Below are 25,656 nucleotides of genomic sequence, written 5' to 3' on the forward strand. Positions count from 1 at the left end.
GTCTTTATTTCATTTCTTCTCTTATTTTCACGGCTCGGTCAGGAAAATCAGTGAAAATGCCATCGACACCTAAGGAAAACATGTTTTTCATTTGCTTTTCACTGTTTACTGTAAACGGCCTGATTACTTGCTGAGATGCATGGAGAGTTGACACAACCTCTTTGGTCACGCCTGCACCCTTAATATTTGGATGATAGCCTCTTGCTGGTACTGTTTTTATATACATCTCCGGCTGATGAATCACATCCATTGTGAGTACAGCAAGTTCAACATGCGGCATCAGTTTGTGAAAAAGAGCTAAACTGCCGTGATGAAACGATGAAACAAGTACACGATCTTCTATTTGAAAATGCTCGATTTGCTTTTTTACTTTCTCCTCGATACCTGGATATCGATAAATGGAGTTTTTCAGTTCAATATTAATGATCAATGATGATTGCTGCGTCACTAGCTCTAATACTTCCTCTAAAAGAGGAATGGATACAGCACCGGTTTCTTCATAAAAAGAATGACTCGCATCTCCCGCTTTTAATTCTTCATATGTATGGTCTTTCACTAAACCTTTCATATTCGTGGTTCTGTTCAGTTTCTCATCGTGAATGACAGCAAGTCTGCCGTCTTTCGTCAGCTGAACATCCAGCTCAATTCCGTCAGCTCCCGAATGGAGTGCATGCTCGAAGGCTATCATGGTGTTTTCAGGATAAATGCCTTTAAAGCCTCTGTGTGCAAAAATTTTCGTCATAGGTCACCTCTAATATGATGCTTCCTTTCATTATGACGTGTCTTTTTTCGTTTTTCCAGTTTTGAGCACATAAAAAAACCTCTTCTGATTCGCATGAAGAGGTTGACAGATAAATTCGATCACGTAATCGCTCTGATGGCTTGCTCTGTCGTCTCTGCGTCAAGAGCAAAAAGGGAAGAAACAACTGCGACTGCTGTAACAACGGTTACACCTAACAACAACTTTTTCATAAGATAACCTCCACTTTCTTTTGAAGTATTTGTGCATCGAATTTCTTTTCAAGAAAACGAATGGCATTTTGATAATCATTTCGTTCCTTGAAGTATTTCGATATTTGTTCAGACAAATCCTCAAGCTCCACATATAATCTATTTTTTTCTATGTAGTCTAATTTTTCAGAGAATACGTCTGCTGCCCCACTATTCTCGCACATCAAATCCAAAATTTCAAATTTTACTATATATTCATTATTTTGGATATCGCAGCTATACAGAATACCCTCTTTAATATATTCCCTCGCCTCTTGATCTCCTAGATGCACTAAAGCGTTTGCCAGAACATATAAAGACTGGATGTAATAATGACTATTGTCACGGTGAATTTGAATGCCCATTCCTTTTTTTGCATAAAGTGCGCTTTTTTCATAATCATGCTTTGCATAATAAAGAACAGCTAAATTGTGATAGCATTTCCCAATCAGCACTTCATTGTTAATGCGCTTACTTTTCTCAAGTGCTTCTTGATACTTTTCCTCTGCTTCACCGAATTGGAACAAATCAATACAATTACTTGCATGTAAAATCAAGCTGTCAATTGCCTGCGCTGTATACTCTTCATGCGCTTTAAATGTATCGATGGCTTTTTTAATATGATTAATGGATATGAAATTTTGTTTCAGTTCGTAATAAATTGAAGCAACCTTATGGTGAAAAGTTCCTACTTCAAGGTCTTCATTCACACGTTTTAGCCGCTGTTCTGCAATTTTGTAAAAACTAATAGCTTCATCATACTTTTTCACATATGCAGCATATTGGCCTTTGTAAAAGTAAAAATAAAAATTAATAATGTCATCTGCCTTCTCATCTAGCGTTCCGACACTTTTCATAATTTGATTGGCTTTTTCAATATTTCCAAGTAACATTTCATGTCTGCCGTCAACAAGCTGATAATAAAGGAGAACTTCACGGTCTTCATCTGTATTTTTTAGCAAATTCTGAATTTTCTCTTTATAGACAGCAGATTTTTCTAAGTCATTCTGAGAAATGACCCTCGTCCACTTGCTAATTTCGTTCGCTACCTCAGCAGAGTGGATTTTCAGCTTTCCCATAACCTCACCCTCTTCTTTTCATTATTATAGCATAGTAAAAGAATGTGAAAATTATTAAATTCGACAATGGGAATATTCAGTTCAAATGGCACAATCTCTAAGAAGCCAGTGACTTTAAAACGCCAATCAATCAGGTCAATAGAAATAGAACTTTCGATCTCGTTTGCTTTAATTACCATTTCCATAAGACCTTTTCCTCTCATCCTTTTTCTTACGAATGAGCGTTTTCTTCTTCTATTTTGAAGACTTCATGATCGATTGGCGCAGCTGATTACCATTATTTTATGTCTTTTTTATTTTTTTCATGCTTTATTTTTCATTTTATTCTGAAAATAAAGCAGCCCGTTTGTCCAATTTAAACATTAAGATGATTTTATCAACCTAACCAATTTTTGACAACATGTTTCAAAATAAAAAAACGTCTCAATGAAGAAACGTTTTTTCATGAAAAATAAACTAGCTAGCTCTATGCTCTAATCGCAAACGATCAGCTACCATGGCAATAAATTCTGAATTGGTTGGTTTCGCTTTTGACATGCTGACAGTATAACCAAAGAGTGAGGAAATGGAATCAATGTTCCCTCTGCTCCAAGCGACTTCAATGGCATGACGAATCGCCCGTTCCACCCTGCTGGCGGTCGTGTTAAATTTCTTTGCAATGTCTGGGTACAACACTTTAGTAATGCTTCCGAGAAGCTCAATGTCATTGTACACCATAGAAATCGCTTCTCTTAAGTATAAATACCCTTTAATATGAGCGGGCACGCCAATCTCATGAATAATGGTCGTAATGCTCGCATCTAAGTTTTTACGTTTCGGTTCAGGTTTGTTGCGAAGAACACTGTTTTGGATTGATGAAGAGCGATGGGTAACTTGTGTGCCGTTTCCACTGACTTGACGAATATGACCTACTAGGTTTTCCATATCAAATGGCTTTAAAATGAAATAAGATGCGCCCAAATCAACTGCTTTTTTCGTGACATCTTCTTGTCCAAAGGCCGTTAGCATAATCACACTTGGCTGTTTTGTCATTTCATTGTTTTCACGGAGGCGTTCTAGTACAGCAAGACCGTCTAAATGAGGCATAATAATATCTAAGAGGAGAACGTCGGGCTCTTTATCTTTAAATAATGTCAGGCATTCCTGACCATTATACGCCACGCCAAGTACTTCCATATCTTCCTGTCCCTCAATGTACTCTGTCAAAAGGCCAACAAGCTCTCGATTGTCATCAGCTACACACACTTTAATTTTCTCCACGTTCTTTCCTCCCCAATGTCGATTCCTTTAGTCTTTTGCATTTCTCTTCTGAGTGTTCAATTCGACAAAACCATGCTATCCCCTTTAAAAAACTTTAATTTTCCGAATAATAGAGCATTATCTAGCTTTTTCTATGTTTTTCTTAAAGAATCGACGATTATTGCAATTTGACAACATGCTTTTTTCTATTTTGTCGAAAAATCTCTTTTTCCTTATTTTATAACATGATGGAAGAGAAAGAAAGGGTAGAAAAAACTGCCGGAAGATTCGCGGCAGTTAAATGATCAACTTGCTTTTTTGTTTTTTTGATAAAGGTCGATTCCTGCTTCGGACAGCATCCATTCAATGTGTACGCCGTACCCGCTAGTCGGATCATTGACGAATACGTGTGTGACAGCTCCAATGACTTTGCCATTTTGAATGATGGGGCTTCCGCTCATTCCTTGGACGATTCCGCCCGTTTTGCTTAAGAGCCGCTCATCTGTTACCTTCAACACCATTCCTTTAGTTGCTGGGAATTTCTGCGGTGTTGTGCTGACGATTTTAATATCAAACTTCTCCACTTTATCATGATCCACAACGGTTAAAATTTCTGCTGGGCCTTCTTTTACTTCATTTGATAAAGCGACTGGAAGTGGTTTATCTGCTACATGATTTTCAAGCTTTTCGGTTAACGTACCAAAGATACCAAAAGGGCTGTTGCGGGAGATATCTCCTATTGTTTTTCTTTCGGAAGAAAATCTCGCCAATTTTTCTCCAGGATTGCCTCCTGTACCTTTTTCAATCGATGTCACGGTTGATCTGACAATTTCGCCATTATCGACAACAATTGGTTTTTTTGTATCCATGTCAGAAATCACATGCCCAAGGGCACCATATTTTTTAGATGAAGGTTCAAAAAAGGTCATCGTGCCGATTCCTGCTGCAGAATCACGAATGTAAAGACCAATTCGATAGATGCCTTCACTTGCATCTTTTGCGGGTGTTAATGTTGTTTGAAAGGTTTTATGATCTCTCTTTATGAGCAAACGAAGGGTTTCACCCGTTTTCCCTGCTTTCTGAATAAATGGGGTGAGGTCATTCATTTTCTCCATTTTTTGACCATTGATTTCAATGATCATATCCCCTGATTGAATGCCTGCGGCTTCACCTGGTGATTTTTTGCCGTCTGCTGTTGTGATTTGATGAAAACCTACAACGAGAACTCCTACAGAGTGGAGCTTGACGCCAATGGATTGTCCTCCAGGAACGACTTTTAATTCAGGGAGAACATCAACTTTTGTTTTCTTAATAGGAAATCCTTTAAAATCATAAACAATTTCGGCTTTTCCCGCCTTTTGTCCTGTAATATCCAGCTGATTCTCTTTCTCTGAAAGGCTAAAGGCTGGCGAAGAAGCATTGGCTGACGCTTCAATCGATGTGTCAATTGAGTGCTTCTGTTTTTCAAATACAGCAACATTTGTTGGAATGCTGATGTATTCCTTCACTATGCTCATAAACCCTGTACTTATTAAAGAAACAAGGAGAATCACACCAATGGCTTTTCTCATCTTTTCGGGCATTCATTTTTCACTCTCCTCGCTCCTTACCCACACCAGAACACTCATGTTTTGGCTACATCTTTACTTTTGCCTTCTTCGAGAGGATTTATAACCGGCAGCTTTAGAAAATGATTGGATAAATTGATAAAAGAAAAAGACGATTTTATGGGTATATACGCCGTCTTTTACACAACATAAAAAAGGCAGCTGATGATTCAGCTACCCTGTTGTTTTGACATCATTTGCTTGGTGCAATAGTTCTTTTGCGTGCTGTTTTGTCAGCTCTGTGACTTCCACACCGGCAATCATCCGGCCAATTTCACTCACTTTTTCTTCATGACTTAATGGTTTGACACTCGTCAGTGTTCTGCCCGCTTTTGAGCGTTTCGAAATGAAGAGATGTGTGTCAGCCATTGCGGCTACTTGAGGCAGATGTGTAATGCAGAGCACTTGTGATCCAGATGCTACTTTGTAAATTTTTTCAGCAATGGCTTGTGCGACTCTGCCGCTGACGCCTGTATCAACTTCATCGAAGATAATGGATGTGACGTCTTGTTTGGCTGAGAAAATACTCTTCACAGCGAGCATGACACGTGAAATTTCTCCACCTGAGGCTACTTTCGATAAAGATTTCATCGGTTCGCCTGTATTTGTAGAAATGACAAATTGTGCTTGGTCGATTCCATTTTTCCCGAGCTGGACAGGTTTTCCGTCTAATAGCGGACAATCGGTGCTTCCAAAAGGCGCATATCGAATAGAAAAAGCTGTGTCAAATGAAGACTTCTCCATATACAAATCCTTGAGCTCCGTTTGGATTTGCTTCGCTAGCTTTTTGGCCCATTTTTTACGCAGCTCCGAAACGTTAAGTGCTTCCAGCAGGGCATCACGGCTCATCGCATCCAGTTTATTCTTGAGCGTCTGCAGATGGCTGTCTCGATTTTGAATTTGATCTATTTCTTCTTCAATCTTCGCTGCATACTCCAAAATTTCCTCAACGGTTGAGCCGTATTTTCGTTTTAACTGCTTCATTTCATTCAGCCTGGATTCAATAAAATCAAGACGAGCCGGATCAAATTCTAATTGATCCAGCATGCTTCGCATTTGGAAAGTTGAATCCTCTAATAAGTAGTAGGAATTCGATACTTGTTCAGATAGCTTTTTCAAATCATCATTGATCTCAGACACTTGCTCAAGCTCGCTTGAGGACATGCCAACCCAATCTAGTCCTCCTTGCTCATTACGCAAAGCGTTATACGCGTTTTGGAGTGAGGAATAGATTTTCTCGTAGTTGCTGATTTGATGACGCTCTTCCTGAAGCCGCTCATCTTCTCCCGGCTCTAACTGCGCTGCCTCAATCTCCTCTAGCTGAAATTGCAGTAAATCTAAGCGGTGCACCATTTCCTGCTCATTCTCGGACAGCTGTCTTAGCTTTTGAGCCGTCTTCATATATTGATCATATGCTTCTTGATACTGCAAGAGAGCTGGTGCAATTTCTTCTGCTCCAAATTGATCGAGCAAATGCAGATGATTTTCATCTTCCATAAGCAGCTGGTTATCGTGCTGACCATGTATATCAAGCAAAAGCCGTCCTACTTCACGTAAAAGTGAGATGGTGACAAGCTTTCCATTAATCCGGCAAATGCTTTTCCCGCTGTTGTTAATATCACGGCGGAGGATCATCATTTCATCTGATGCGTCAATTCCCTGCTCTTCGCATAGAGCAAATACAGGATGATCGGCTGGTACAAGAAAAAGCCCTTCCAGCTCTGCTTTTTTTTCACCGTAGCGGACAAATTCAGAGGACCCTCTTCCTCCCACGAGAAGTGAGACAGCATCAATCATGATGGATTTTCCGGCACCTGTTTCCCCTGTTAGGACCGTGAGTCCTTTTTCAAATGAAACCGTTAACTCTTCAATGATTGCAAAGTTTTTAATGGTTAGTTCTGCTAACACTCATTTGACACCTCTTTTAGTAAACCTGATTCTTTATAGAAGCTCTAAAATTTTGCTCGAAACTGTCTCTGTATCATCTGGGGTGCGGCAAATGATTAAAATGGTATCATCTCCGCAAATCGTTCCCATAATTTCTTCCCAATCTAAATTATCCATTAAAGCACCAATCGCCTGAGCATTACCCGGCATTGTTTTCAGAACAATTAAATGACTGGCAGCATCCATTTTGATAAATGCATCCATTAGGGATCGCTTCAGCTTTGACAGCGGGTTAAACCGCTGATCCGCAGGAAGACTGTATTTATATGTTCCATTGTTCGTCGGAACTTTCACTAAATGTAATTCTTTAATATCTCTAGAAACGGTCGCTTGTGTGATGTTATATCCATCGGCTTTCAAAATATCGACCAATTCATCTTGTGTTTCGATCTCTTGGCTTGCAATGATTTCTCTAATTTTAATATGCCTTTGACCTTTATTCATATTTGACCCCCCTAGGCGTTTTATTCTCAGTTTGTCTTTACGTTCTATGTTATATGATGCACACTTCAAAAAACAAGCATTACGTGAGATCCAGCCGATTTCGTCTTTTGACCATGTAAAAAGGAATAATAGCGAGCTATTATTCCTTTCAGCGTGTAGACAAACCCTCGCATTCGGTGTCAGTCGGCTCAGGGCTGTTTTTCTTTTCTTTCAATACAGAATGGGCTTCCTTCACGACCTTCTCAAGTTCTGAAGCAGGAAGTGCCGCATTTTCTTCTTGATCAGGATGAAGCACTAAATGAAGCAGAAATTCAATATTTCCGTCTCCACCAGTGATAGGCGAAAATGAAACATCCTTTACATCATAGCCTTCTTTAGCAGCAAATTGATTCATCTCTTCTAGTACACCGAGGTGGACAGACGGCTCGCGCACGATGCCTTTTTTCCCAACAAGCTCTCTGCCCGCTTCAAATTGAGGCTTGACGAGTGCAATACAGTCACCACCCGGAACAAGAATATGCTTTAAAGCTGGCAGAATGAGTTTAAGTGAAATAAAAGATACATCAATTGAAGCCACTTCTGGCAATCCTTCAGTAAAATCAGCTGGGACGGAATGGCGGAAATTGGTGCGCTCCATGACGATCACCCTGTCATCCTGCCTTAATTTCCACGCAAGCTGATTGTAGCCAACGTCTACAGCATATGATTTGACCGCTCCATTTTGAAGAGCACAATCCGTAAATCCGCCTGTTGATGAGCCAATATCAATCAGCAATTTCCCTTCAACTGTCAGGTCAAATTCTTTGAGCGCTTTTTCGAGCTTTAACCCGCCGCGGCTTACGTATTTGAGAGGATTCCCCTTCACTGTGAGCGGCGTATCACGAGCAATTTTCTCTCCTGGTTTATCCAAACGGTTTTCATTTGAGTAAACGATTCCTGCCATGATGGCACGCTTTGCTTTCTCTCTTGTTTCCATTAGTCCTTGTTCGACTAATAAAACGTCAAGTCGTTCTTTCTTTGATGTCATGATCCAATTCCTTTTCTTGGTGCTGCGGGAAGCAGGCTACGTAAAGTCTCAGCAACCTGTGCTTTCGTCAGACCAATTTCTTCAAGCAGGGCATCAACACTTCCATGCTCAATAAATTGATCTGGGATACCCATCCGTTCTACTTTGATATGTGATGCTTTCTTGTCGTGTACATATTCTAATACACTGCTTCCAAATCCGCCTTGGAGCACAGCTTCTTCAATCGTTAAAATCGGAATCCCTTCAGAAAGAATGTCATTTAGCATTGCTTCATCAAGCGGCTTAATAAACCGAGCGTTGACGACACGAATTGATTTTCCTTCTTTTTGAAGTTCCTCAGCTGCTTGCAGTGCCATTTTAATCGTCGTACCGAATGTTAAGATGACGGCATCCTTCCCTGGACGAAGAACCTCCCAAGACCCAATCGGAATGGTTTTCAGCTGTTCATCCATTTTCACGCCAAGACCATTTCCACGCGGGAAACGCATGGCAATAGGACCGTCATCATACTGAATGGCTGTATTGACCATATGCTGACCTTCATTTTCATCCTTCGGCATCATGAGCACCATATTCGGCATATGACGCATGAAGGCAATATCAAACACACCTTGATGCGTTTCTCCATCTGCACCGACAAGACCCGCACGGTCAATCCCGATAAATACATTGAGGTTCTGGCGGCAAATATCATGCAGCACTTGATCATAGGCTCTTTGCAGGAACGTTGAATAAATCGCTAAAAATGGCTTCATATCCTGCGTCGCAAGCCCAGCTGCCATTGTGGCTGCATGCTGCTCAGCAATTCCTACATCAAACATTCGCTCTGGAAATTCCTTTGCAAAGCCTTCAAGTTTTGAGCCAACAGGCATCGCAGGCGTGATGGCCACAATTCGCTCATCTTTACGCGCAAGCTTTCTGACTGTTTCACTGACAAGACCACTCCATGACGGGGCAGCTGCTGCTGGTTTTACAAAGTCACCTGTATCAATTTTGTATGGACCTGTACCATGCCAAGTCCCAATTTTATCGGATTCTGCCGGCTGATAGCCTTTTCCTTTTTTCGTGATGACATGTAGCAAGACAGGACCTTTTGTTTTCTTTGCATATTCAAGGTTTTCAAAAAGATCTTCATAAGAATGTCCATCGACAGGACCTAAGTAAGTGAATCCCATTTCCTCAAAGAACATGCCAGACACAAGTAAATACTTGAGGCTGTCTTTAATACGCTCTGCTGTGGCAGCAAGCTTTCCGCCTACAGCTGGGATCCGCTTGAATAAATATTCGAGCTCGTCCTTTACCCATTGGTATTTGCCTGCTGTGCGCAGTCTGCCAAGCATTGTGTGAATCGCACCGACGTTTGGTGCAATACTCATTTCATTATCGTTTAAGATGACGATCATATCTTTCTTTTCATCACCGATATGATTCAGTGCTTCCAGCGCCATACCTCCGGTTAATGCACCATCTCCGATAATTGGCAGGATATATTCATCTGTTCCTTTAATATCACGCGCCGCCGCCATACCCATCGCGCCAGATAATGACGTTGAGCTGTGGCCTGTTTCCCAAACATCATGCTCGCTTTCGTTTCGTTTAGGAAATCCGCAAAGTCCTTTATATTGACGAAGTGTATCAAACTCCGCCCCTCTCCCAGTTAACAGCTTGTGAACATAAGACTGATGTCCAACATCCCAAAGGAATTTGTCTTTCGGGCTGTCAAATACTTTGTGAAGGGCAACCGTAAGTTCAACGACACCCAGATTTGGACCGATATGCCCGCCAGAGTTAGCCAAGGACTCAATTAAAAACATGCGAATGTCAGCACTAAGCTCCTCTAATTCTGCTATTGACATTCCTTTTAGAAACGTTGGATTTTTTATTGATAAAAGATCCAATCAGGATCAACTCGCTTTCAACAAAATTTCTATCTACATATATAATGCCTTATTCCTATGAAAACCAAGCGGGAATAAGAGTTGTCTCATCATGATAAACTGTTTACAGTTTACCACAATTGCTCGAAGACCCTCAAATCTAGGCTGTTTTTAATGATCTCTTGAGGCGATCAGATCACATAACTCATGCAGCAATTGCTGCTCTAATTCAAGATTTGAGACAATTTCTTTTGCACGTGTGATGTGCTCGTGCAGTTTTTCTTTTGCTCCTGAAAGCGTTAATAAAGAAGGATATGTCGACTTTTCATTCGCTGTATCAGAGCCGACCCGTTTTCCTATTTTTTCTTCGCTTCCTTCGAGATCTAAAATGTCATCACGGATTTGAAAAGCAATACCGATATGATAGCTGAATTCTCTTAGTTTTTCGATATCGTCATCTGATGCACCTGCCAGCATGGCACCTGCTGTGACGCTGAATGTGAGAAGCTTTCCTGTTTTCCGGGCGTGAATGGATTCTAGTTCTGCAAGCGGGACTTGTTTTTGCTCTGCTTCCATGTCATCAAATTGACCGCCAACCATTCCTAGCGCACCTGCTGACTTCACAAGTTCATCTACGATTTTGAGTTTTTGGTCAGGGGAGACACTGCTAGATAGCTGAGATGTAATCAGACGGAAGCTTTCTGTTAAAAGAGCATCGCCAGCGAGAACCGCTGTTGCTTCCCCGTATACTTTATGGTTGGTCGGCTTTCCTCTGCGAAGGTCATCATCGTCCATGCAAGGAAGGTCGTCGTGTATCAATGAATACGTATGAATCATCTCTACAGCACAGCCAACCGGTATGCCATCTTCTTCTTTTTTGCCGTAGGCATGTAATAAAGCAAGAACGAGAACAGGACGAAGTCTTTTCCCTCCAGCTTTAAGAGAGTAAAGCATCGAAGATTTTAGGTCTTCTGGAATCTTCAATTCCTGAACATATCTAAATAAATAATCTTCAATGGCCTGTTTTCGTGTTGTTAAAAAATCCTGCAAATTACTTTTCACCAGCATCCGCCTCCTTCACTGAGAAAGGAGCCAGCTCACCGTCCTCTTTTAAAATGAAATCCATCTGCTTTTCAACGTGCTGTAATTTTTCATGACAAAGCTTTGAAAGTGTCATGCCTTCTTGGAAATAATGAATGGCTTGCTCAAGTGGTACATCCCCTTCTTCGAGCTTCCCAACGATCTCCTCAAGACCTTTCATCGCTTCTTCAAATGTCATTTGTTCTTCTTTTTGTTTATTTGATTCTGTCATGATGATTGCCCCTCCTTCTCAATAACCTCACAAATCAGACGTCCATCCTTCATGGTGATAGCCAGCTGATCCTTCGTATCGACTTGGTTCACACTTTTAATCAGTTCATCGTCTTTATAGGCTAAACTGTAGCCTCTTTCCATCACTTGAAGTGGATTTAATGCATTTAGTTTACCAAGAACAGATTGGAACTGCGAATGAATTGTTTTCATTTGCACATTCATGCTTCGGATGAGCTGTTCTGTTTCATTGGCATGGCGTTTTTTCGCTTGAAGCAGCTGTTCTTTTGGATGAAGCGGCTTCAACCTGTATGTCTGGCGGTCTAGTTGACTGCGTTTTTGTTCAATTTGTCTCGTCAGCTGTTTTTGAAAACGGTCAAATACCAAATCGAATTGCTGCTCTTTTTGCTCCTGCAATCGTTTTGGAAAACGGAAAGCATAAGAGGATTGCAGCGCCACAAGACGGTCTTTCGCTTGTGATGTTCGATTCTTCACGGCCCTTGTCAGCCGAATGTCGATGGATTTGATTCGTTCTATTAAATCGGCTGTGCTTGGAACAGCGAGCTCGGCTGCTCCTGTTGGTGTGGGTGCTCTCATGTCTGCAGTAAAATCACTGATTGTAAAATCGGTTTCGTGCCCTACTGCAGAAATGATTGGAATGTCTGATGCGAAGATTGCTCTTGCGACAGCTTCTTCATTAAAGGCCCAAAGTTCTTCGATCGAACCGCCTCCTCTTCCGACAATCAAGACATCACAGAGCTGTTTTTCATTTGCTTCCTTGATCCTCTCTACGATTGAACGAGTGGCATTTTCACCTTGAACAAGCGCCGGAAGCACAATGATTTTCGCCTGCTGATAGCGCCGGTTAATCGTTGTAATGACATCCCGGACAGCCGCTCCTGTTGGGGATGTAATGACACCAACAACCTCTGGATATTCAGGAATTGGTTTTTTATAGCGCGCATCAAATAAGCCTTCACTTGCCAGCTTTTTCTTCAGCTCTTCATAAGCGAGATGAAGAGCACCAACACCATCAGGCTGCATTTCTTTTGCATATAATTGATAGTTGCCGCTTGGTTCATATACTTGAATCCCGCCGCGTACAAACACTTTCATTCCGCTTTTTGGTGAAAAAGGCAGCTTTGCTGCGGAACGCTGGAACATGACAGCTTGCATGCGTGCGTTTTCGTCTTTTAAGGTGAAGTACACATGACCTCTTGAATGAATCTTCACATTGGATAACTCACCTTTGATCCAAATATCTTCTAAATGCGGATCAACATCAAATTTTCTTTTTATGTATTTTGTAAGGGCTGTGACCGTCACAAAGGCTTTTTCACTCATGACGTATTCCTCCTCTTCAAAAACGCACATTCATCCACCGGCAGCATGCAGGTGGATGAATGGATAAAGCTTATGCTAATGTACGTTTTGCTGATTTAACCGTATTGTGTGCAAGCATCGTAATCGTCATTGGACCGACTCCGCCAGGGACTGGTGTGATGTAAGAAGCTTTTTCTTTCGCTTCTTCAAAATCAACATCCCCAACAAGCTTCCCAGTATCCAAACGATTGACTCCTACATCGATGACAATTGCGCCTTCTTTGATTTGGTCAGCTTTTATAAAGTTTGCTCGACCGACGGCAACAACTAAAATGTCCGCTTTTAACGTATGTTCTGAAATATTCGCCGTTCTTGAATGGCAGTAAGTAACCGTTGCGTTTTCATTTAACAGCAATTGTCCAACTGGTTTGCCGACAATATTGCTGCGCCCCACAACAACCACTTCTTTTCCAGAAAGATCGACACCCGTTTTGTTCAATAATTCAACAATACCTGCTGGTGTACAAGGAAGGAATGTATCTTCCCCAAGCAGCATTTTCCCGATATTTAATGGATGGAAACCATCTACATCTTTCTCAGGTGAAATACGTTCAATAACGGCTTTTTCAGAAATGTGTTTAGGCAGTGGAAGTTGAACAAGAATCCCGTGGAATTGATCGTTCGCATTGTACTGATCAATCAGCTGAAGCAATTCTTCTTCTGTTAAAGAAGCATCTAAATGATCAAGCTGGAAATGCATGCCCATTGCTTCTGCTGCTTTTTTCTTCCCGCGTACGTAAGAAAGTGAAGCCGGATCATCACCGATTAGAATAACGGCAAGACCAGGTGTGACTCCTTTTTGTTTTAGCTCTTCTACTTCTTTTGCTAATTGTTCACGCTTTTCTTTTGCTGTTTCTTTCCCATCGATGATTGTTGCTGTCATGTCGAATCCTCCTATTGCTGCTTTAGGTCGTTTTTAATGTTCGAAAGTACACCATTTACAAATTTCGGTGCTTTATCATCGCCGAATAATTTGGCAAGTTCAATCGCTTCATTCATTGAGACACTAACTGGGATGTCTTCTTGATACACCATCTCGTACACAGACAGCCTTAAAATGGCTCTGTCTACGTTTGCAATACGATCGAGTTTCCAATTCACTAGATGCTGTGAGATCATGTCATCAAGCTTGTCCTTTTGTTCAAGCACACCGAAAACCAGTTCCTCGAAAAAAGGATCTGATTCTTGTTCATCCAGCGCATGTGTAATGGCCTCTTTCGGATCAATATTGCTCACATCAATTTGAAATAATGTTTGTAACGCCTTTTCTCTTGCAGTTCTTCTTTTCATTATTTACTCCTTTAACCACTTTATCCGCTTGTCGTTAAGCCATACAGAGATCATAACATATTTTGACCGTGGTCGCACCAAGATCCATGCGAGCTTTGACGAAAAACGAATCAATCAACACGTGACGTTATCAATATTCGGAAATCACCCAAAAATGGGCTTTAAAAAACCAAAGAGGCAATGCCTCCTTGGTTTCACTTGAACCCTTCTTTACATTTCTTGATCTACTTCAGCCTCAGGTGCTTTTGTATCAAATTGAATGCCAACGACATGAATGTTAATTTCATTAATTGTTAAGGCAGTCATGTTTAAAAGGGTTTGACGGATATTTTCTTGTACAGCAGTGGATACCTTTGGAATGGATAGGCCAAATTCAACCACACAATACACATCGATTGTGATGCCTTCATCAGAGACATCTACTTTTACACCTTTACGGTGATTTTTTTTACCAAAGCGTTCTGCTACATCAGCAGCGAAATTGCCGCGCATTTCGGCAATGCCTTCGACTTCTGAAGCGGCGATCCCAGCAATGACTTCAATCACTTCTGGTGCAATTTGCACTTTTCCCAATTGATCTTCATCAAGGTTCATTTCAAGCAAATTGTTTTCTGACACGATCATTCACCTCCGAAAGCTGTGATTATTTCATGATTTGGTATGTTTCTAAAAACTTCGTATTAAAATTACCACTCACAAATGTTTCATGCTCGAGCAATCTAAGGTGGAATGGAATCGTTGTGTAGACTCCTTCAATGACGAATTCTTGAAGCGCACGTTTCATTTTCGCAATCGCTTCTTCTCTCGTCTTACCATATGTGATCACTTTTGCAATCATGCTGTCATAATATGGCGGAATCACATAGCCCGGATAAGCGGCAGAATCAACACGTACTCCTAAACCGCCTGGCGGAAGATACATTTTAATTTCACCAGCTGAAGGCATGAAGTTTTTCTCTGGGTTCTCTGCATTGATACGGCATTCGATCGCCCAGCCTTCATATACGACATCCTCTTGTGTAAGAGAAAGCTTCTCACCTGATGCAACCTTGATCTGTTCTTTGATCAAGTCTACACCTGTGACCATTTCTGTCACAGGATGCTCTACTTGAATACGAGTATTCATTTCCATGAAGTAGAACTTCTCTTCATTATAATCATAAATGAATTCGACTGTTCCAGCACCTGTATATTCAACAGCTTCTGCTGCTTTTACGGCTGCTTCACCCATTTGCTCACGGATGTCTGCATTCAGTGCTGGTGATGGCGTTTCTTCAAGAAGCTTTTGCATTCTTCTTTGGATCGAGCAGTCACGCTCTCCTAAATGAATCGTATTGCCATGCTGATCTGCAAGCACTTGGATTTCCACATGTCTAAAGTCTTCAATGAACTTTTCTAAATAGACACCAGGGTTCCCAAAGTTTTGCGCCGCTTCCTGCTGCGTGATGGTGACTCCGTTAATAAGCTCTTCTTCTGTACGAGCCACACGGATTCCTTTACCGCCTCCGCCTGCAGTTGCTTTAATAATGACAGGATACCCAATACTAGCTGCTGTTGAAACAGCATCATCAAGATCTTTTACAATTCCTTGAGAACCAGGAACGATCGGGACGCCTGCACTCTTCATTGTTTCTCGCGCGACATCTTTCGTTCCCATTTTGGAAATCGCTGACGCGGTTGGTCCAACAAAGATTACATTACATTCCTCGCAAAGCTCTGCAAAGTCTGCATTTTCTGCTAAAAAGCCGTATCCTGGATGGATGGCATCTGTTCCTGTTAATTTTGCTACGCTGACGATATTCGTGACATTTAAATAACTATCTTTAGAAGCAGTTGGTCCGATGCAATATGCTTCATCAGCCATTTGTACATGCAGCGCATCGCGATCCGCTTCAGAAAATACCGCAACAGTTTCAATTCCAAGCTCTTTACAAGCGCGGATAATTCTAACTGCGATTTCTCCTCTGTTTGCAATTAATAGCTTTTTAATCATGATCGTACTCCTTACTCTGCTTTCACTAGAAAGAGGGGTTGTCCGAATTCTACAAGCTGACCGTTTTCAGCTAATACTTCGACGATTTCACCTTTTACTTCTGCTTCGATTTCATTAAACAGTTTCATCGCTTCAACGATACATACAACTGAATTTTCCTTCACCTTAGAACCTGTTGTCACGTATGGATCTGCTTCTGGTGAAGAGGAAGCATAAAATGTGCCAACCATTGGGGATGTGATTTTATGCAGATTTTCAGACGCAGTTGCCTCTTGTGCAGGGGCTTCAGTCTGAGCTGGAGCTTGTGCTGTAGGAGCTTGTTGAGCTGGAGCTGCTTGGACAGGAGCCACTGGTGCTTGTGCCGCAACTTGCTGAACGACTTCTTTATTTTTCTTCAGTTTGATTTTCGCACCTTCGTTTTCGTACGTAAATTCGTCGATTGTAGAGTCGTCAATTAATTTAATCAGTTCATGAATTTCTTCAATTTTTAACATGGATTTGCACCCCTATGTATGGATTTATCTTTTAATTATAGGCTAGTACTAAAAGTACGTACTATACACATCTTACAGGAGGATTTCAATGAATTCAACTACTATTGTGGCGAAGCGTCTCGCGAAAGCACCTTGGAAGGGGCGTCAAGCCGCATCAAAAAACGCCCTTTTCGGCAAAGGGCGCCAGTTCATTTTTTATTGATTAGTGGGCTCAAAAGTGACAGCTACGTTATCAAGACCTCTCATTTCTTTTGTGACCATATCAATAATATCGGCCGCTTGAGACTTTGATTTTTTATCAGAACGAACCGTGATGCTCACTTTATCTCCTTCAGCACTTACGAGCGCATCTTTATAGCCTTTTGTTTTGATCAAGGTCTCGAGCTGACGCTCAGTTCCTTCTGCTTCACTAAGCGCTGTCATTTGATCATATGCTTCACTTTTTTCTTGTGCCGTTGCATCGTCACTGGAGACGATTTCGTTGTATTCTTCGCGCTGCTTGCTTCGTTTATCTTCAAGCTCTAGTCTGTATGTTGTAAAAAGCTCATCGTCTGTTTGCTCTGACACAGCCTTTCCTTCTTCACCGCTTGTTTCGATACCCTCTTGTTTGCCGTTTGTTTCTTTGTCAGTGGATTTCTTATCAGCGCCTTTTTCCATTCCTTTGTCCGTTCCTTTTTCTGTTTCAACCTTTTTCTCTTCAGTCCCTTTTGATTTCGTATCTTCTACTGTCACTGCATTTTCACCCTGTGGAGACATGATATAGTACACACTTAATACGACAACTAAACTTAGCATCGTTAATAGCCAAACCGTTTGTTTTTTTAACATCATTCCGAATCCTCCTTGATTTTTTTAGGGGCAACAGCCACTCTATGGCTCGGTACATCAAGCACTCGTGTAACCGCTTCAATGATGGTTTTCTTTATTTGAACGTTGTCTACTCCTTGAGCAACAACGAGGACACCTCGAATTTCTGGTTTTTTCGTTTGCACAACGACTGGTGTTTCTTCATTGCCATTTTTGATGATGACGACTTCTTCTTCTTTTGTTTGATCGGTGACACTTCGTACGCCGCCTTCTTTATCTGTTTCCTCGGTCGTTGTACTTTTATTAGATTTGTTTTTTTCAAACACTTTTAAAGACGTTGCATCTACATTGACCACGATGGATACATCCTCAACGCCGATGATGGTCTCTAAAATTTCTTTCAGCTGGTTTTCGTATTCTTGCTCCACGTCCTCAATTGAATTCTTTGGTTTACCTGAGGATGCCGGTTTGAATACTTCCTGCTCTTCTGAGGATGTTTTTTTAGCAGCAGGAACCGCAGCTTGTTGTTTGCTTGATGGCGGTGACAAGATCTGACTAACTAACATGAAAGATACGCCGATAATGAATACAAGCAGCAAGTAATGGTGCTTCGTTAATTTGGGTTTCCCTTCACCTTTTTCAGGCGGCTGTAAGAATGATTTCAGCTTTTGTTTCCAGTCCTTGTTATTCATGATCTGCTGCGTCACCTCCCTCAATGTTCAGCGCGATGTGCTCAGGACTCGTATTCCAAACATCAGCCAGCGTCTCTTTCACCCTCGTGATCTCTTTGCTAGAAGATTCAGCGCTTTCCTCCTTTTGCCTGGAGAGATCAATGTCCACCTTTGCCACCGTTTCTACAGCATCACCTGTGAGCGGGGAAAGAACTGCTTTGATGCGAAATTGATCCGCCTCCATATTCTGATCCAGATGCTCCTCATCAGCCAGCACTTCTACGTGTTTCATTTCATAGCTCTCCTTCTCCAGTGGCTCCTTTGCGCTTTTTTCTAGTTGGACAGCCATTTGCTTTAAAATATATGCACGCTGAGAGGCTTGTATTTCTTTTTTTTCTAAATTCATCTGATTTTTTATTTCTTCTGACTGCGCTTCTTCCTTCCCTTTCATCAATTCTGAAAAAATTTGGTCAGGATCTGCTCGAAATAAAGCAAAAATCGGATTGAGCATTACGACGATGAGCAACAGACTGACGACCATTTTTGCATACTTTTGCATGCTCGAATTGGGAAGCAGAAGATCAATGACAATCGCAAATAAGATAAAGAGAATAATACTTGTGATCCATTCCGTGAGAAAGCTCAAAAGGTGTCCCCTCCTTACTTCATCATCATGGTCAGGTTACCCGCAGTAATGATGACGGTAATGCTTAAAAAGAACATGAGCGACACAACTGCAAGTGCGGCAAATATATACAGCACACTTTTTGAAATGACATCAAGACAGCTGATGATGGGTCCGCCCCCTAACGGCTGAAGGATCGCTGCAGCAAGCTTATATATAAGGGCTAACGAAAGTACTTTAATCGCCGGGAAGGCGGCAATTGAAATCAAAATGGCGACCCCAACTAGTCCAACTGTATTTTTAAGTAAAACAGAGGCGCTGATCACGGTATCCGTCGCATCTGTAAACATTCTGCCTAGGACAGGGATGAAGTTTCCGGTAATGAATTTGGCTGTACGAAGAGCGATTCCATCAGTAACCGCCGCAGATGCCCCCTGAACGGAAATGACGCCGAGAAAAACGGTCAAAAAAACGGCAAGCCCGCCAATTGCCACATTTCTTAATAGCTGCGCAAGCTGGGTGACCTTGTATTGTTCGGTCAGCGTACTGACAATGCTCAATATCGCTGATAAAAAGATGAGCGGAAGAACGACATATTGAATGAAAACACCGCTCGTGTTCATTAAAAATAAAATAACAGGATGAAAGAATCCGGCTGAGACAAGCCCGCCTGATGAAGCAATAAGCGCTAGTAAAAGAGGAATAAGAGCAAGAATAAAACTGGTCATCGTTTGAATGGCTTCTGTGGCATAGGAAATCGCCACATGAAAGCTGTTGAGTGCAATAATAATCAGTACCATATAAACAAGAGCATATGCGACTTTGCTGACAGTGCTTTGTTCAAAAGCATTTTGCAAAAGCTGCAAAAGCGAACAAAAGATGGTGAGTAAAATGAGAGTACCTAGGAGCTTTCCGTTTGCAATGACCTCGTGAAATAGATAATGTACAAAGGCTTTCAGCCATGTTTGGGGAGACAGCTCTTTATCGCCGTCAATCATTTCCTTCACTGTGCCCTTTTGGCTTTCTGGCAAAAAGCCGCCATACTCGTCCAAAATGGTTTCCCAAAAGTCACTGATGGAATGAAGCTCAAGTGCATCAGCCTGTCCATTCGCCACTTCCTCTGCTGCTGGCTGTTCATTAGATAAAGGTTCTTTTTCTTCTGCCTCTGCATGCGGAGCAAACAGCCAAAAGAAAAGCATTAATCCCATTACAGCGGTCACCCGTTTCATTGTCGTCACCTCTTTTCATTTACGTCATGGACGGGATCATCCCTAAGATCGTCTCAATGATGACTGTTAAAATCGGGACTGCCATAACCAAGATGAGAATCTTACCGCCTAGCTCTATTTTTGATGCAATGGCGCCTTGCCCAGCATCCTTCGTCAGCTGAGCGCCAAATTCTGCAATATAGGCAATGCCAATGATCTTCAATATGGTTTCAACATACTTCATATTGACGCCGGCACTTGCTGCAATTTTTTCAATCATTGAGATAATGGCATAGATTTGATCAATTAAATAAAGGAAAATCACACATCCAGTAAAAACGACAAGCATAAAGGCGAAGGTTGGCTTTTGTTCTTTGACGATTAATGCTAAAAAAGTAGCGATTAAACCAAGTCCAACAATTTGTATGATTTCGATTTGTAAGCCCTCCCCTATCCTTGAAATAGAAATACGGCTTTAATCTTTTTAAACAAATCATCTACAATGGTTGCCACCATAAACAAAATGTAGATAAACCCAAGCAGCGTCACCCACTGAGCGTACTCTTTCTTCCCCATTTGGTCTAAAATCGTATGGAGAAAGGCCACGACGATGCCTACTCCGGCAATTTGAAAAATGACGTTTACATCAACGCCCATGCTCTCGACTCCCTTCCTCTCACATCAATAAAAGAATCAGTAACAATCCGCTTAAAAATCCAAGGCTTCTGACCATTTTTTCATTTTTCGCTTGGGCGATTTCTGCTTCTTTCTCCTCTGATTCCAAATGGCCTAAAGCAAGCTTGATGTACTTTTGCTGAGAAGTGACATCATGCTGGCCAAGAGTTTCCCCAAAGTGCTTCAGCGCCTCATATTCGCCTTTTTTCAAGACAGTCTTTTTCCAAACATCTTCAAGACTTTCGTTCCATGCATGACGTGCAGAAAAAGTCCCCACTTTCAGCTTTTCTGCAAATTGTTCAAACAGCTGACTCACAGGAGGACCTACCTGCGCTGCAATTTGCTCTGCCGCCCGCGCTAAAGGGGTTTGACCATACATAATTTCAGCTTCAAGAGACTGGAGAGCAAACCGCAGCTGCCGAATTTGTTTAGGTCTGTCGCTGTATCGTTTGGCAAACTCGAATCCTCCCCAAGTCGTGGCCGCGACAATGAAAATAGCGCCAATGAGCTTTAACATACGTCCACTCCCCGCCTCCATTTCATCTCTTGGCCGTCCCCGCCGTACATCCGCCCGATCGTACCTGGTCCATTGTTTCGATTTAATTCAACATATCGTTCAAACACACGAAGCTCCCATAACGGCTTAAATGAAGGACGTTTATATACATCTTCAAGTGAATAGCCATGAGCTGAGACGATGATGTTGACTCCGGCATGAATCGCTTCTAAAAGTGCCTCGACATCCTCGCTTTTTCCGATTTCATCGACAATCATGACCTCTGGGCTCATTGACCGAATCATCATCATCAACCCTTCAGCCTTTGGACACGCATCGAGTACATCAATCCGGTGGCCAAAATGGTGCTGCGGCACCCCTCTTATACAACCGGCGATTTCAGAACGCTCATCAATAATGCCTGTTTTTCTAGGAGGGATTGTCTTTGTGCCTGTACTAGCAAGACGTGCTATATCCCGGAGCAATGTGGTTTTCCCCGTTTGCGGGGGACCGATGATGAGTGTATTGTGCCAGTGTTCTTCATATAAATAAGGAAGAAAGGGAAGCGCAATCCCGATTTTTTCTTTTGCAATGCGGATATTAAATGAAGAGATATCTCTTAGCCCTTTGACAAATCCGTTTTCAACGATCACTTTTCCTGCAAGTCCTACCCGGTGTCCGCCAGATATGGTGATATAGCCCTGTTTTAGCTCTTCCTCAAGTGTGTACATGCTGTAATTGCTCAGCCTGCCTAATAGCTGAGACGCATCTTCCCAGGTGGTGTGATAAGAAAGGAAACGTGGTTTTCCTCCTTGCATCAGTTCAATAGGACGATCCGTGCGAATGCGGATTTCTTCTATTTGCGCCCATTCTGCCTCTTTCAGCAGTCTGAGTTCTTGTCCAATCGAGTGCGGGAGAATATCCAACAAACTCCGCAACGAATTCCCCTCCTTTTTTTCTTCTCTAAAATGTATGATGTGAGCCGTTAATTATGCCAAGCCGTTTCACTTATAGATCCCAACAAGAATAAACACGACACCAATGAAAATGAACACGAGCTTTGCATAGGATAGCTGCCCTGCAATTTGATAGATTCCAATCGTCATCGTGATAATAAAAATGAGCGGTCCGATGATCGCCAATATACTATTGATGACCACCGCTTTCCGTACATCATTTGTGATTAAAATGAGGATGGCTGCCGTCAGTTCAATGGCGGCGGATAAGAACCTCATGCCTGCCATTGCAGCGACCGACGGGTGTATGCCTGGGAGAAATTGTTTCATATAGAACCTCCAGCTTTTTTTACACTATATGCTTGACCAGCTGGAAGTAGTCTTGTTTTTCAGGAAGGAAGAGAGATGAATGAGAGAATTGAGAGAGGGCCAGTCTTGAGGAGTCATTTTTCAATAAAAAAAGACTGTAAACACGAGGTTTACAGTCTCAGCGTGTAGACAAACCCTCGCATTCGGTGTCAGGTCTGCGCGCTGGTGCTCACGAATAACAAATTCGCTCCGCGCCAGTGCTCACCCTTCCTAGACTGCAAAGGTTTTCTATCACACTGAAAAGAAGACAAAGGCTGTAAACACGAGGTTTACAGCCTTTTTTCGTTCATTACGCTCTTGAAACGTATGAGCCGTCTGATGTATTAATCACTAGTTTATCTCCTTGGTTCACAAAGAAAGGAACGTTGACGATTAAACCAGTTTCAGTTTTTGCAGGTTTTGAACCGCCTGATGTTGTGTCACCTTTAATACCAGGCTCTGTTTCTATTACTTCTAGTTCTACTGTGTTTGGAAGTTCTACTCCAAGTGTTTCAGCACCGTACATCACGATTTGAACAGACATATTTTCAAGCAAATATTTCAGCTCATCTTTAATTTGTGCTTCACTTAGTTCAAGCTGCTCATAAGAACTTGTATCCATGAAGACATGCTGATCGCCATTAGCATACAAGTATTGCATTGTTTTTGTTTCGATTTGAGCTTTCGCTACTTTTTCGCCTGCGCGGAATGTTTTTTCTTGAATGGCACCAGTACGCAGGTTACGCAGTTTCGAACGAACAAACGCTGCGCCTTTCCCTGGTTTTACGTGCTGGAAATCCACTACTCGCCAAATACCGCCGTCCACTTCAATTGTCAGGCCAGTACGAAAATCGTTTACTGAAATCATTTTGTCATCCTCCTACATTTCACCATCATAATATGATAAGTTCTTTCGGTGAGTGGGTCAATCGTTTATTGCCGTCAGCTGTCAGGACAATATCATCCTCAATTCTCACGCCGCCGACATCTGGCAAGTAAATCCCCGGCTCAACTGTGACGACCATTCCCTCTTCTAAAACGACCTCTGATCGTGAGGAAAGGCCTGGCGCTTCATGTACTTCCATACCTAGGCCGTGCCCGGTTGAATGCCCGAAGTATTGACCATAGCCGTACTTTTCAATGATGTCTCGTGTGATGCGATCAGCTTCTTTTCCTGTTAAGCCTGGCTTGATTCTATCCACACCAGCGTTTTCTGCTTCTAATACGATATGATAAATTTCCTTTAGCTTGTCGCTTGGTGTTCCGACAGCAATCGTTCTTGTCATATCAGAACAATAGCCTTTATAGTAAGCACCGAAATCGAGTGTCACTAAATCACCAGATTCAATTACCTTTTCACTCGCTCTTCCGTGCGGCAGGCTTGAACGAACACCAGAAGCAACAATCATATCGAATGAAGATCCTTCAGCACCTTCTTTTCTCATGAAAAATTCAAGCTCGTTCATGACAGCAATTTCCGTCAGGCCCGGCTTGATGTAAGTGAGAATATGATCAAAGGCGTGATCTGCAATCTTCGCAGCTTCCTCTAATATCTTAATCTCTTCACTAGACTTAATCAAGCGCAACTTTTCAACTGATTCAGAGACTGGAACAAGCTCTATCTCACCTGCTTTGGCTGCGTACTGCTGATACGTGGCAAATGTCATATGGTTTTGTTCAAACCCAAGGCGTTTTACTCCAAATTCCTTCGCCGTTTGGGCAGCCGTTTCCACAATGTTTCCTTTGTGTTCAATGATGTCATAACCTTTGACTTGGTCCTTCGCTTGCTCTGTATAGCGGAAGTCCGTGATAAAAGCTGCCCGGTCCTTTGAAACAACTGCAAGGCCGGCAGATCCGGTAAAGCTGGTCATGTACTGTAAATTAAAGCTGCTCGTAATGACAAGGCCATCGATCTCTAATTCACTTAAAAGTGTTCTTAGTTTTTCAAGTTTCATGATACTGCTCCCCCTTCACTGACTAAATAACGAATCGCCAATTTGTACCCTTCTAAGCCAAGTCCAACGATTTGCCCTTGGCATACTGGAGCAAGTACAGAATGATGGCGGAATTCCTCTCTCTTATGAACATTTGAGATATGTACTTCAATGACAGATAAAGAAATACTTGCAATGGCATCTCTCAGCGCATAGCTGTAGTGGGTAAATGCACCCGGGTTAAACACGACTCCATCGTACTGATCTTCTGCTTCGTGGAGCGCATCAATCAAATCTCCTTCGTGATTCGATTGAAAGAACGTTAATTGAATGTTTGCTCGTTCTGCAAACTGGAACAAATCTGTCTCTAAATCTGTCAGCGTCTTACTTCCATAAACAGCAGGCTCTCTTTTGCCAAGCCTATTTAAATTGGGTCCATTCAGTACAAGAAAATGAGGCATATGACCACTCCTTCACCCTAATTCAATCTATATTGAGATCTGTTTCTTTTTCCTTAGAAACCTTTCGTTTCCAAAAATATTTTATCATATGAATAGGTGATTTACACTTTATTCTGTCTTTTTCCCGAGTGCCCTCGCAAGCTTTTGACTCGTCAATTCATTATATTCAAAAGAAATGCTGTACCCAACAAACATGCCATATAAAATATATAGGCAAAATGTCGTAACAATGGTGCTTTGCTGCAAGTCTTGTACTTGCTTTACATCTGGGAAAATGGGATTAAATACGTAAAAAACGAGCAGCCATAAAAGCCCGCCATAAACCAGACCCATCCAAAAGCCTTTGATCCTTTTTAAAAGCCCATAATAAATAAAGGCGGCTCCAATCGATAAAATTCCTAACAGCATAATACTTATAAAAGTACCAAGTCCTCCCTTTTTCCACTCTCCAAGCACAAATGGCTGAAGCAGCATGTTAGGACTCACCTCTGAAAAATGGAACACATGGGTCAGAAACCCGATAAAGCCCCAAAAAACACCGCCTACAAAGCCTGTAGCAGCTGCTCTTGCCACAAGTGATGTCGTTTGCACGGACTGATTTTTTTCTTCTTGGTTTTTCTTTTCATCACGTTTCATTTGTGAACACCTCCAGCAAGTAGTATGTCCAAAATGTCATGAAAAAAAAGGATTTCCATGCGTGAGTGTAAAATTTTTAAAACAGGGTATACTGGCTAAAAAGAGGTAGATAGAATTCTAGTAGATAATCGACCTGTGCGCTAGTGATTTCCCCTCAA

30 protein-coding genes are annotated in these 25,656 nt (G+C 41.9%); all 30 read right to left on the reverse strand.

Features of this window, described 5'->3' with window-relative positions; genetic code table 11:
* Positions 1 to 4: 4 nt before the first annotated feature.
* Positions 5 to 742: a glycerophosphodiester phosphodiesterase gene (locus AC3WTB_RS12130; protein ID WP_058838020.1), complete on the reverse strand. Its 738-nt coding sequence runs from the start codon at positions 740 to 742 to the stop codon at positions 5 to 7.
* A gap of 226 nt (positions 743 to 968) precedes the next feature.
* Positions 969 to 2,069 carry a response regulator aspartate phosphatase gene (locus tag AC3WTB_RS12135; RefSeq protein WP_047202270.1) on the reverse strand — a complete coding sequence of 367 codons (1,101 nt, stop codon included), beginning with the start codon at positions 2,067 to 2,069 and terminating at the stop codon, positions 969 to 971.
* Positions 2,057 to 2,254: a hypothetical protein gene (locus AC3WTB_RS12140; RefSeq protein WP_039179847.1), complete on the reverse strand. Its 198-nt coding sequence runs from the start codon at positions 2,252 to 2,254 to the stop codon at positions 2,057 to 2,059. The genes AC3WTB_RS12135 and AC3WTB_RS12140 overlap by 13 nt, the downstream gene beginning before the upstream one ends.
* A gap of 271 nt (positions 2,255 to 2,525) precedes the next feature.
* The gene (spo0A, locus tag AC3WTB_RS12145) at positions 2,526 to 3,329 is read right to left on the reverse strand and encodes a sporulation transcription factor Spo0A (RefSeq protein WP_024422935.1); all 804 of its coding nucleotides are present in this window, start codon (positions 3,327 to 3,329) and stop codon (positions 2,526 to 2,528) included.
* Positions 3,330 to 3,613: 284 nt separating this feature from the next.
* Positions 3,614 to 4,891: a SpoIVB peptidase gene (gene spoIVB, locus AC3WTB_RS12150; RefSeq protein ID WP_039179850.1), complete on the reverse strand. Its 1,278-nt coding sequence runs from the start codon at positions 4,889 to 4,891 to the stop codon at positions 3,614 to 3,616.
* 198 nt (positions 4,892 to 5,089) lie between these two features.
* Entirely contained in the window at positions 5,090 to 6,823 is a 1,734-nt protein-coding gene (gene recN / locus AC3WTB_RS12155) for a DNA repair protein RecN (RefSeq protein ID WP_058838022.1), read from the reverse strand.
* Between the two features lie 33 nt (positions 6,824 to 6,856).
* The gene (gene ahrC / locus AC3WTB_RS12160; protein WP_024422938.1) at positions 6,857 to 7,306 is read right to left on the reverse strand and encodes a transcriptional regulator AhrC/ArgR; all 450 of its coding nucleotides are present in this window, start codon (positions 7,304 to 7,306) and stop codon (positions 6,857 to 6,859) included.
* A 148-nt stretch (positions 7,307 to 7,454) separates the two neighbouring features.
* A complete protein-coding gene (locus AC3WTB_RS12165) occupies positions 7,455 to 8,333 on the reverse strand; it encodes a TlyA family RNA methyltransferase (RefSeq protein ID WP_492333769.1) in 879 nt (292 codons plus the stop codon).
* Positions 8,330 to 10,231, reverse strand: a complete 1,902-nt coding sequence (dxs, locus tag AC3WTB_RS12170) for a 1-deoxy-D-xylulose-5-phosphate synthase (RefSeq protein ID WP_247544531.1) — start codon at positions 10,229 to 10,231, stop codon at positions 8,330 to 8,332. Before dxs ends, AC3WTB_RS12165 begins: the two co-directional genes overlap by 4 nt.
* 150 nt (positions 10,232 to 10,381) lie before the next feature.
* On the reverse strand, positions 10,382 to 11,278 hold the full coding sequence (locus AC3WTB_RS12175) for a polyprenyl synthetase family protein (protein WP_492333770.1): 897 nt from the start codon (positions 11,276 to 11,278) through the stop codon (positions 10,382 to 10,384).
* On the reverse strand, positions 11,262 to 11,522 hold the full coding sequence (locus AC3WTB_RS12180) for an exodeoxyribonuclease VII small subunit (RefSeq protein WP_039179863.1): 261 nt from the start codon (positions 11,520 to 11,522) through the stop codon (positions 11,262 to 11,264). Before AC3WTB_RS12180 ends, AC3WTB_RS12175 begins: the two co-directional genes overlap by 17 nt.
* Positions 11,519 to 12,865 carry an exodeoxyribonuclease VII large subunit gene (xseA, locus tag AC3WTB_RS12185; RefSeq protein WP_041086139.1) on the reverse strand — a complete coding sequence of 449 codons (1,347 nt, stop codon included), beginning with the start codon at positions 12,863 to 12,865 and terminating at the stop codon, positions 11,519 to 11,521. Before xseA ends, AC3WTB_RS12180 begins: the two co-directional genes overlap by 4 nt.
* Positions 12,866 to 12,935: 70 nt before the next feature.
* A complete protein-coding gene (folD, locus tag AC3WTB_RS12190) occupies positions 12,936 to 13,787 on the reverse strand; it encodes a bifunctional methylenetetrahydrofolate dehydrogenase/methenyltetrahydrofolate cyclohydrolase FolD (RefSeq protein ID WP_060697305.1) in 852 nt (283 codons plus the stop codon).
* An 11-nt stretch (positions 13,788 to 13,798) separates the two neighbouring features.
* Positions 13,799 to 14,194 (reverse strand): transcription antitermination factor NusB, encoded by a 396-nt coding sequence (gene nusB, locus AC3WTB_RS12195; RefSeq protein WP_012010530.1) that lies wholly within the window; start codon positions 14,192 to 14,194, stop codon positions 13,799 to 13,801.
* 210 nt (positions 14,195 to 14,404) lie between these two features.
* Positions 14,405 to 14,812: an Asp23/Gls24 family envelope stress response protein gene (locus AC3WTB_RS12200; protein ID WP_034280262.1), complete on the reverse strand. Its 408-nt coding sequence runs from the start codon at positions 14,810 to 14,812 to the stop codon at positions 14,405 to 14,407.
* Between the two features lie 25 nt (positions 14,813 to 14,837).
* On the reverse strand, positions 14,838 to 16,187 hold the full coding sequence (accC, locus tag AC3WTB_RS12205; RefSeq protein WP_039179872.1) for an acetyl-CoA carboxylase biotin carboxylase subunit: 1,350 nt from the start codon (positions 16,185 to 16,187) through the stop codon (positions 14,838 to 14,840).
* An 11-nt stretch (positions 16,188 to 16,198) separates the two neighbouring features.
* Positions 16,199 to 16,681, reverse strand: a complete 483-nt coding sequence (gene accB / locus AC3WTB_RS12210) for an acetyl-CoA carboxylase biotin carboxyl carrier protein (RefSeq protein WP_039179875.1) — start codon at positions 16,679 to 16,681, stop codon at positions 16,199 to 16,201.
* Between the two features lie 195 nt (positions 16,682 to 16,876).
* Complete coding sequence (locus AC3WTB_RS12215; protein WP_185847121.1) at positions 16,877 to 17,509, reverse strand: SpoIIIAH-like family protein; 633 nt, start codon at positions 17,507 to 17,509, stop codon at positions 16,877 to 16,879.
* Positions 17,509 to 18,180, reverse strand: a complete 672-nt coding sequence (gene spoIIIAG / locus AC3WTB_RS12220; protein ID WP_064497590.1) for a stage III sporulation protein AG — start codon at positions 18,178 to 18,180, stop codon at positions 17,509 to 17,511. The genes AC3WTB_RS12215 and spoIIIAG overlap by 1 nt, the downstream gene beginning before the upstream one ends.
* Complete coding sequence (spoIIIAF, locus tag AC3WTB_RS12225; protein WP_041086144.1) at positions 18,173 to 18,805, reverse strand: stage III sporulation protein AF; 633 nt, start codon at positions 18,803 to 18,805, stop codon at positions 18,173 to 18,175. The genes spoIIIAG and spoIIIAF overlap by 8 nt, the downstream gene beginning before the upstream one ends.
* A 14-nt stretch (positions 18,806 to 18,819) precedes the next feature.
* Positions 18,820 to 20,013, reverse strand: a complete 1,194-nt coding sequence (gene spoIIIAE / locus AC3WTB_RS12230) for a stage III sporulation protein AE (RefSeq protein ID WP_039179887.1) — start codon at positions 20,011 to 20,013, stop codon at positions 18,820 to 18,822.
* 19 nt (positions 20,014 to 20,032) lie between these two features.
* Entirely contained in the window at positions 20,033 to 20,446 is a 414-nt protein-coding gene (spoIIIAD, locus tag AC3WTB_RS12235; RefSeq protein ID WP_087978339.1) for a stage III sporulation protein AD, read from the reverse strand.
* Positions 20,443 to 20,649: a stage III sporulation protein AC gene (spoIIIAC, locus tag AC3WTB_RS12240; RefSeq protein ID WP_003153142.1), complete on the reverse strand. Its 207-nt coding sequence runs from the start codon at positions 20,647 to 20,649 to the stop codon at positions 20,443 to 20,445. Before spoIIIAC ends, spoIIIAD begins: the two co-directional genes overlap by 4 nt.
* 19 nt (positions 20,650 to 20,668) lie before the next feature.
* Positions 20,669 to 21,184 carry a stage III sporulation protein SpoIIIAB gene (gene spoIIIAB, locus AC3WTB_RS12245; RefSeq protein ID WP_064497591.1) on the reverse strand — a complete coding sequence of 172 codons (516 nt, stop codon included), beginning with the start codon at positions 21,182 to 21,184 and terminating at the stop codon, positions 20,669 to 20,671.
* On the reverse strand, positions 21,178 to 22,101 hold the full coding sequence (gene spoIIIAA, locus AC3WTB_RS12250; protein ID WP_024428002.1) for a stage III sporulation protein AA: 924 nt from the start codon (positions 22,099 to 22,101) through the stop codon (positions 21,178 to 21,180). The genes spoIIIAB and spoIIIAA overlap by 7 nt, the downstream gene beginning before the upstream one ends.
* Before the next feature lie 66 nt (positions 22,102 to 22,167).
* Positions 22,168 to 22,449, reverse strand: a complete 282-nt coding sequence (locus AC3WTB_RS12255; protein WP_039179893.1) for a YqhV family protein — start codon at positions 22,447 to 22,449, stop codon at positions 22,168 to 22,170.
* 328 nt (positions 22,450 to 22,777) lie between these two features.
* Positions 22,778 to 23,335 carry an elongation factor P gene (efp, locus tag AC3WTB_RS12260; protein ID WP_492333771.1) on the reverse strand — a complete coding sequence of 186 codons (558 nt, stop codon included), beginning with the start codon at positions 23,333 to 23,335 and terminating at the stop codon, positions 22,778 to 22,780.
* Between the two features lie 25 nt (positions 23,336 to 23,360).
* Positions 23,361 to 24,422, reverse strand: a complete 1,062-nt coding sequence (locus tag AC3WTB_RS12265) for a M24 family metallopeptidase (protein WP_039179897.1) — start codon at positions 24,420 to 24,422, stop codon at positions 23,361 to 23,363.
* The gene (gene aroQ, locus AC3WTB_RS12270) at positions 24,419 to 24,862 is read right to left on the reverse strand and encodes a type II 3-dehydroquinate dehydratase (protein ID WP_034280247.1); all 444 of its coding nucleotides are present in this window, start codon (positions 24,860 to 24,862) and stop codon (positions 24,419 to 24,421) included. Before aroQ ends, AC3WTB_RS12265 begins: the two co-directional genes overlap by 4 nt.
* A 108-nt stretch (positions 24,863 to 24,970) precedes the next feature.
* Complete coding sequence (locus AC3WTB_RS12275) at positions 24,971 to 25,498, reverse strand: YqhR family membrane protein (protein ID WP_047202279.1); 528 nt, start codon at positions 25,496 to 25,498, stop codon at positions 24,971 to 24,973.
* Between the last annotated feature and the right edge of the window lie 158 nt (positions 25,499 to 25,656).

This window comes from Bacillus sp. EB106-04-04-XG123, assembly GCF_058791855.1.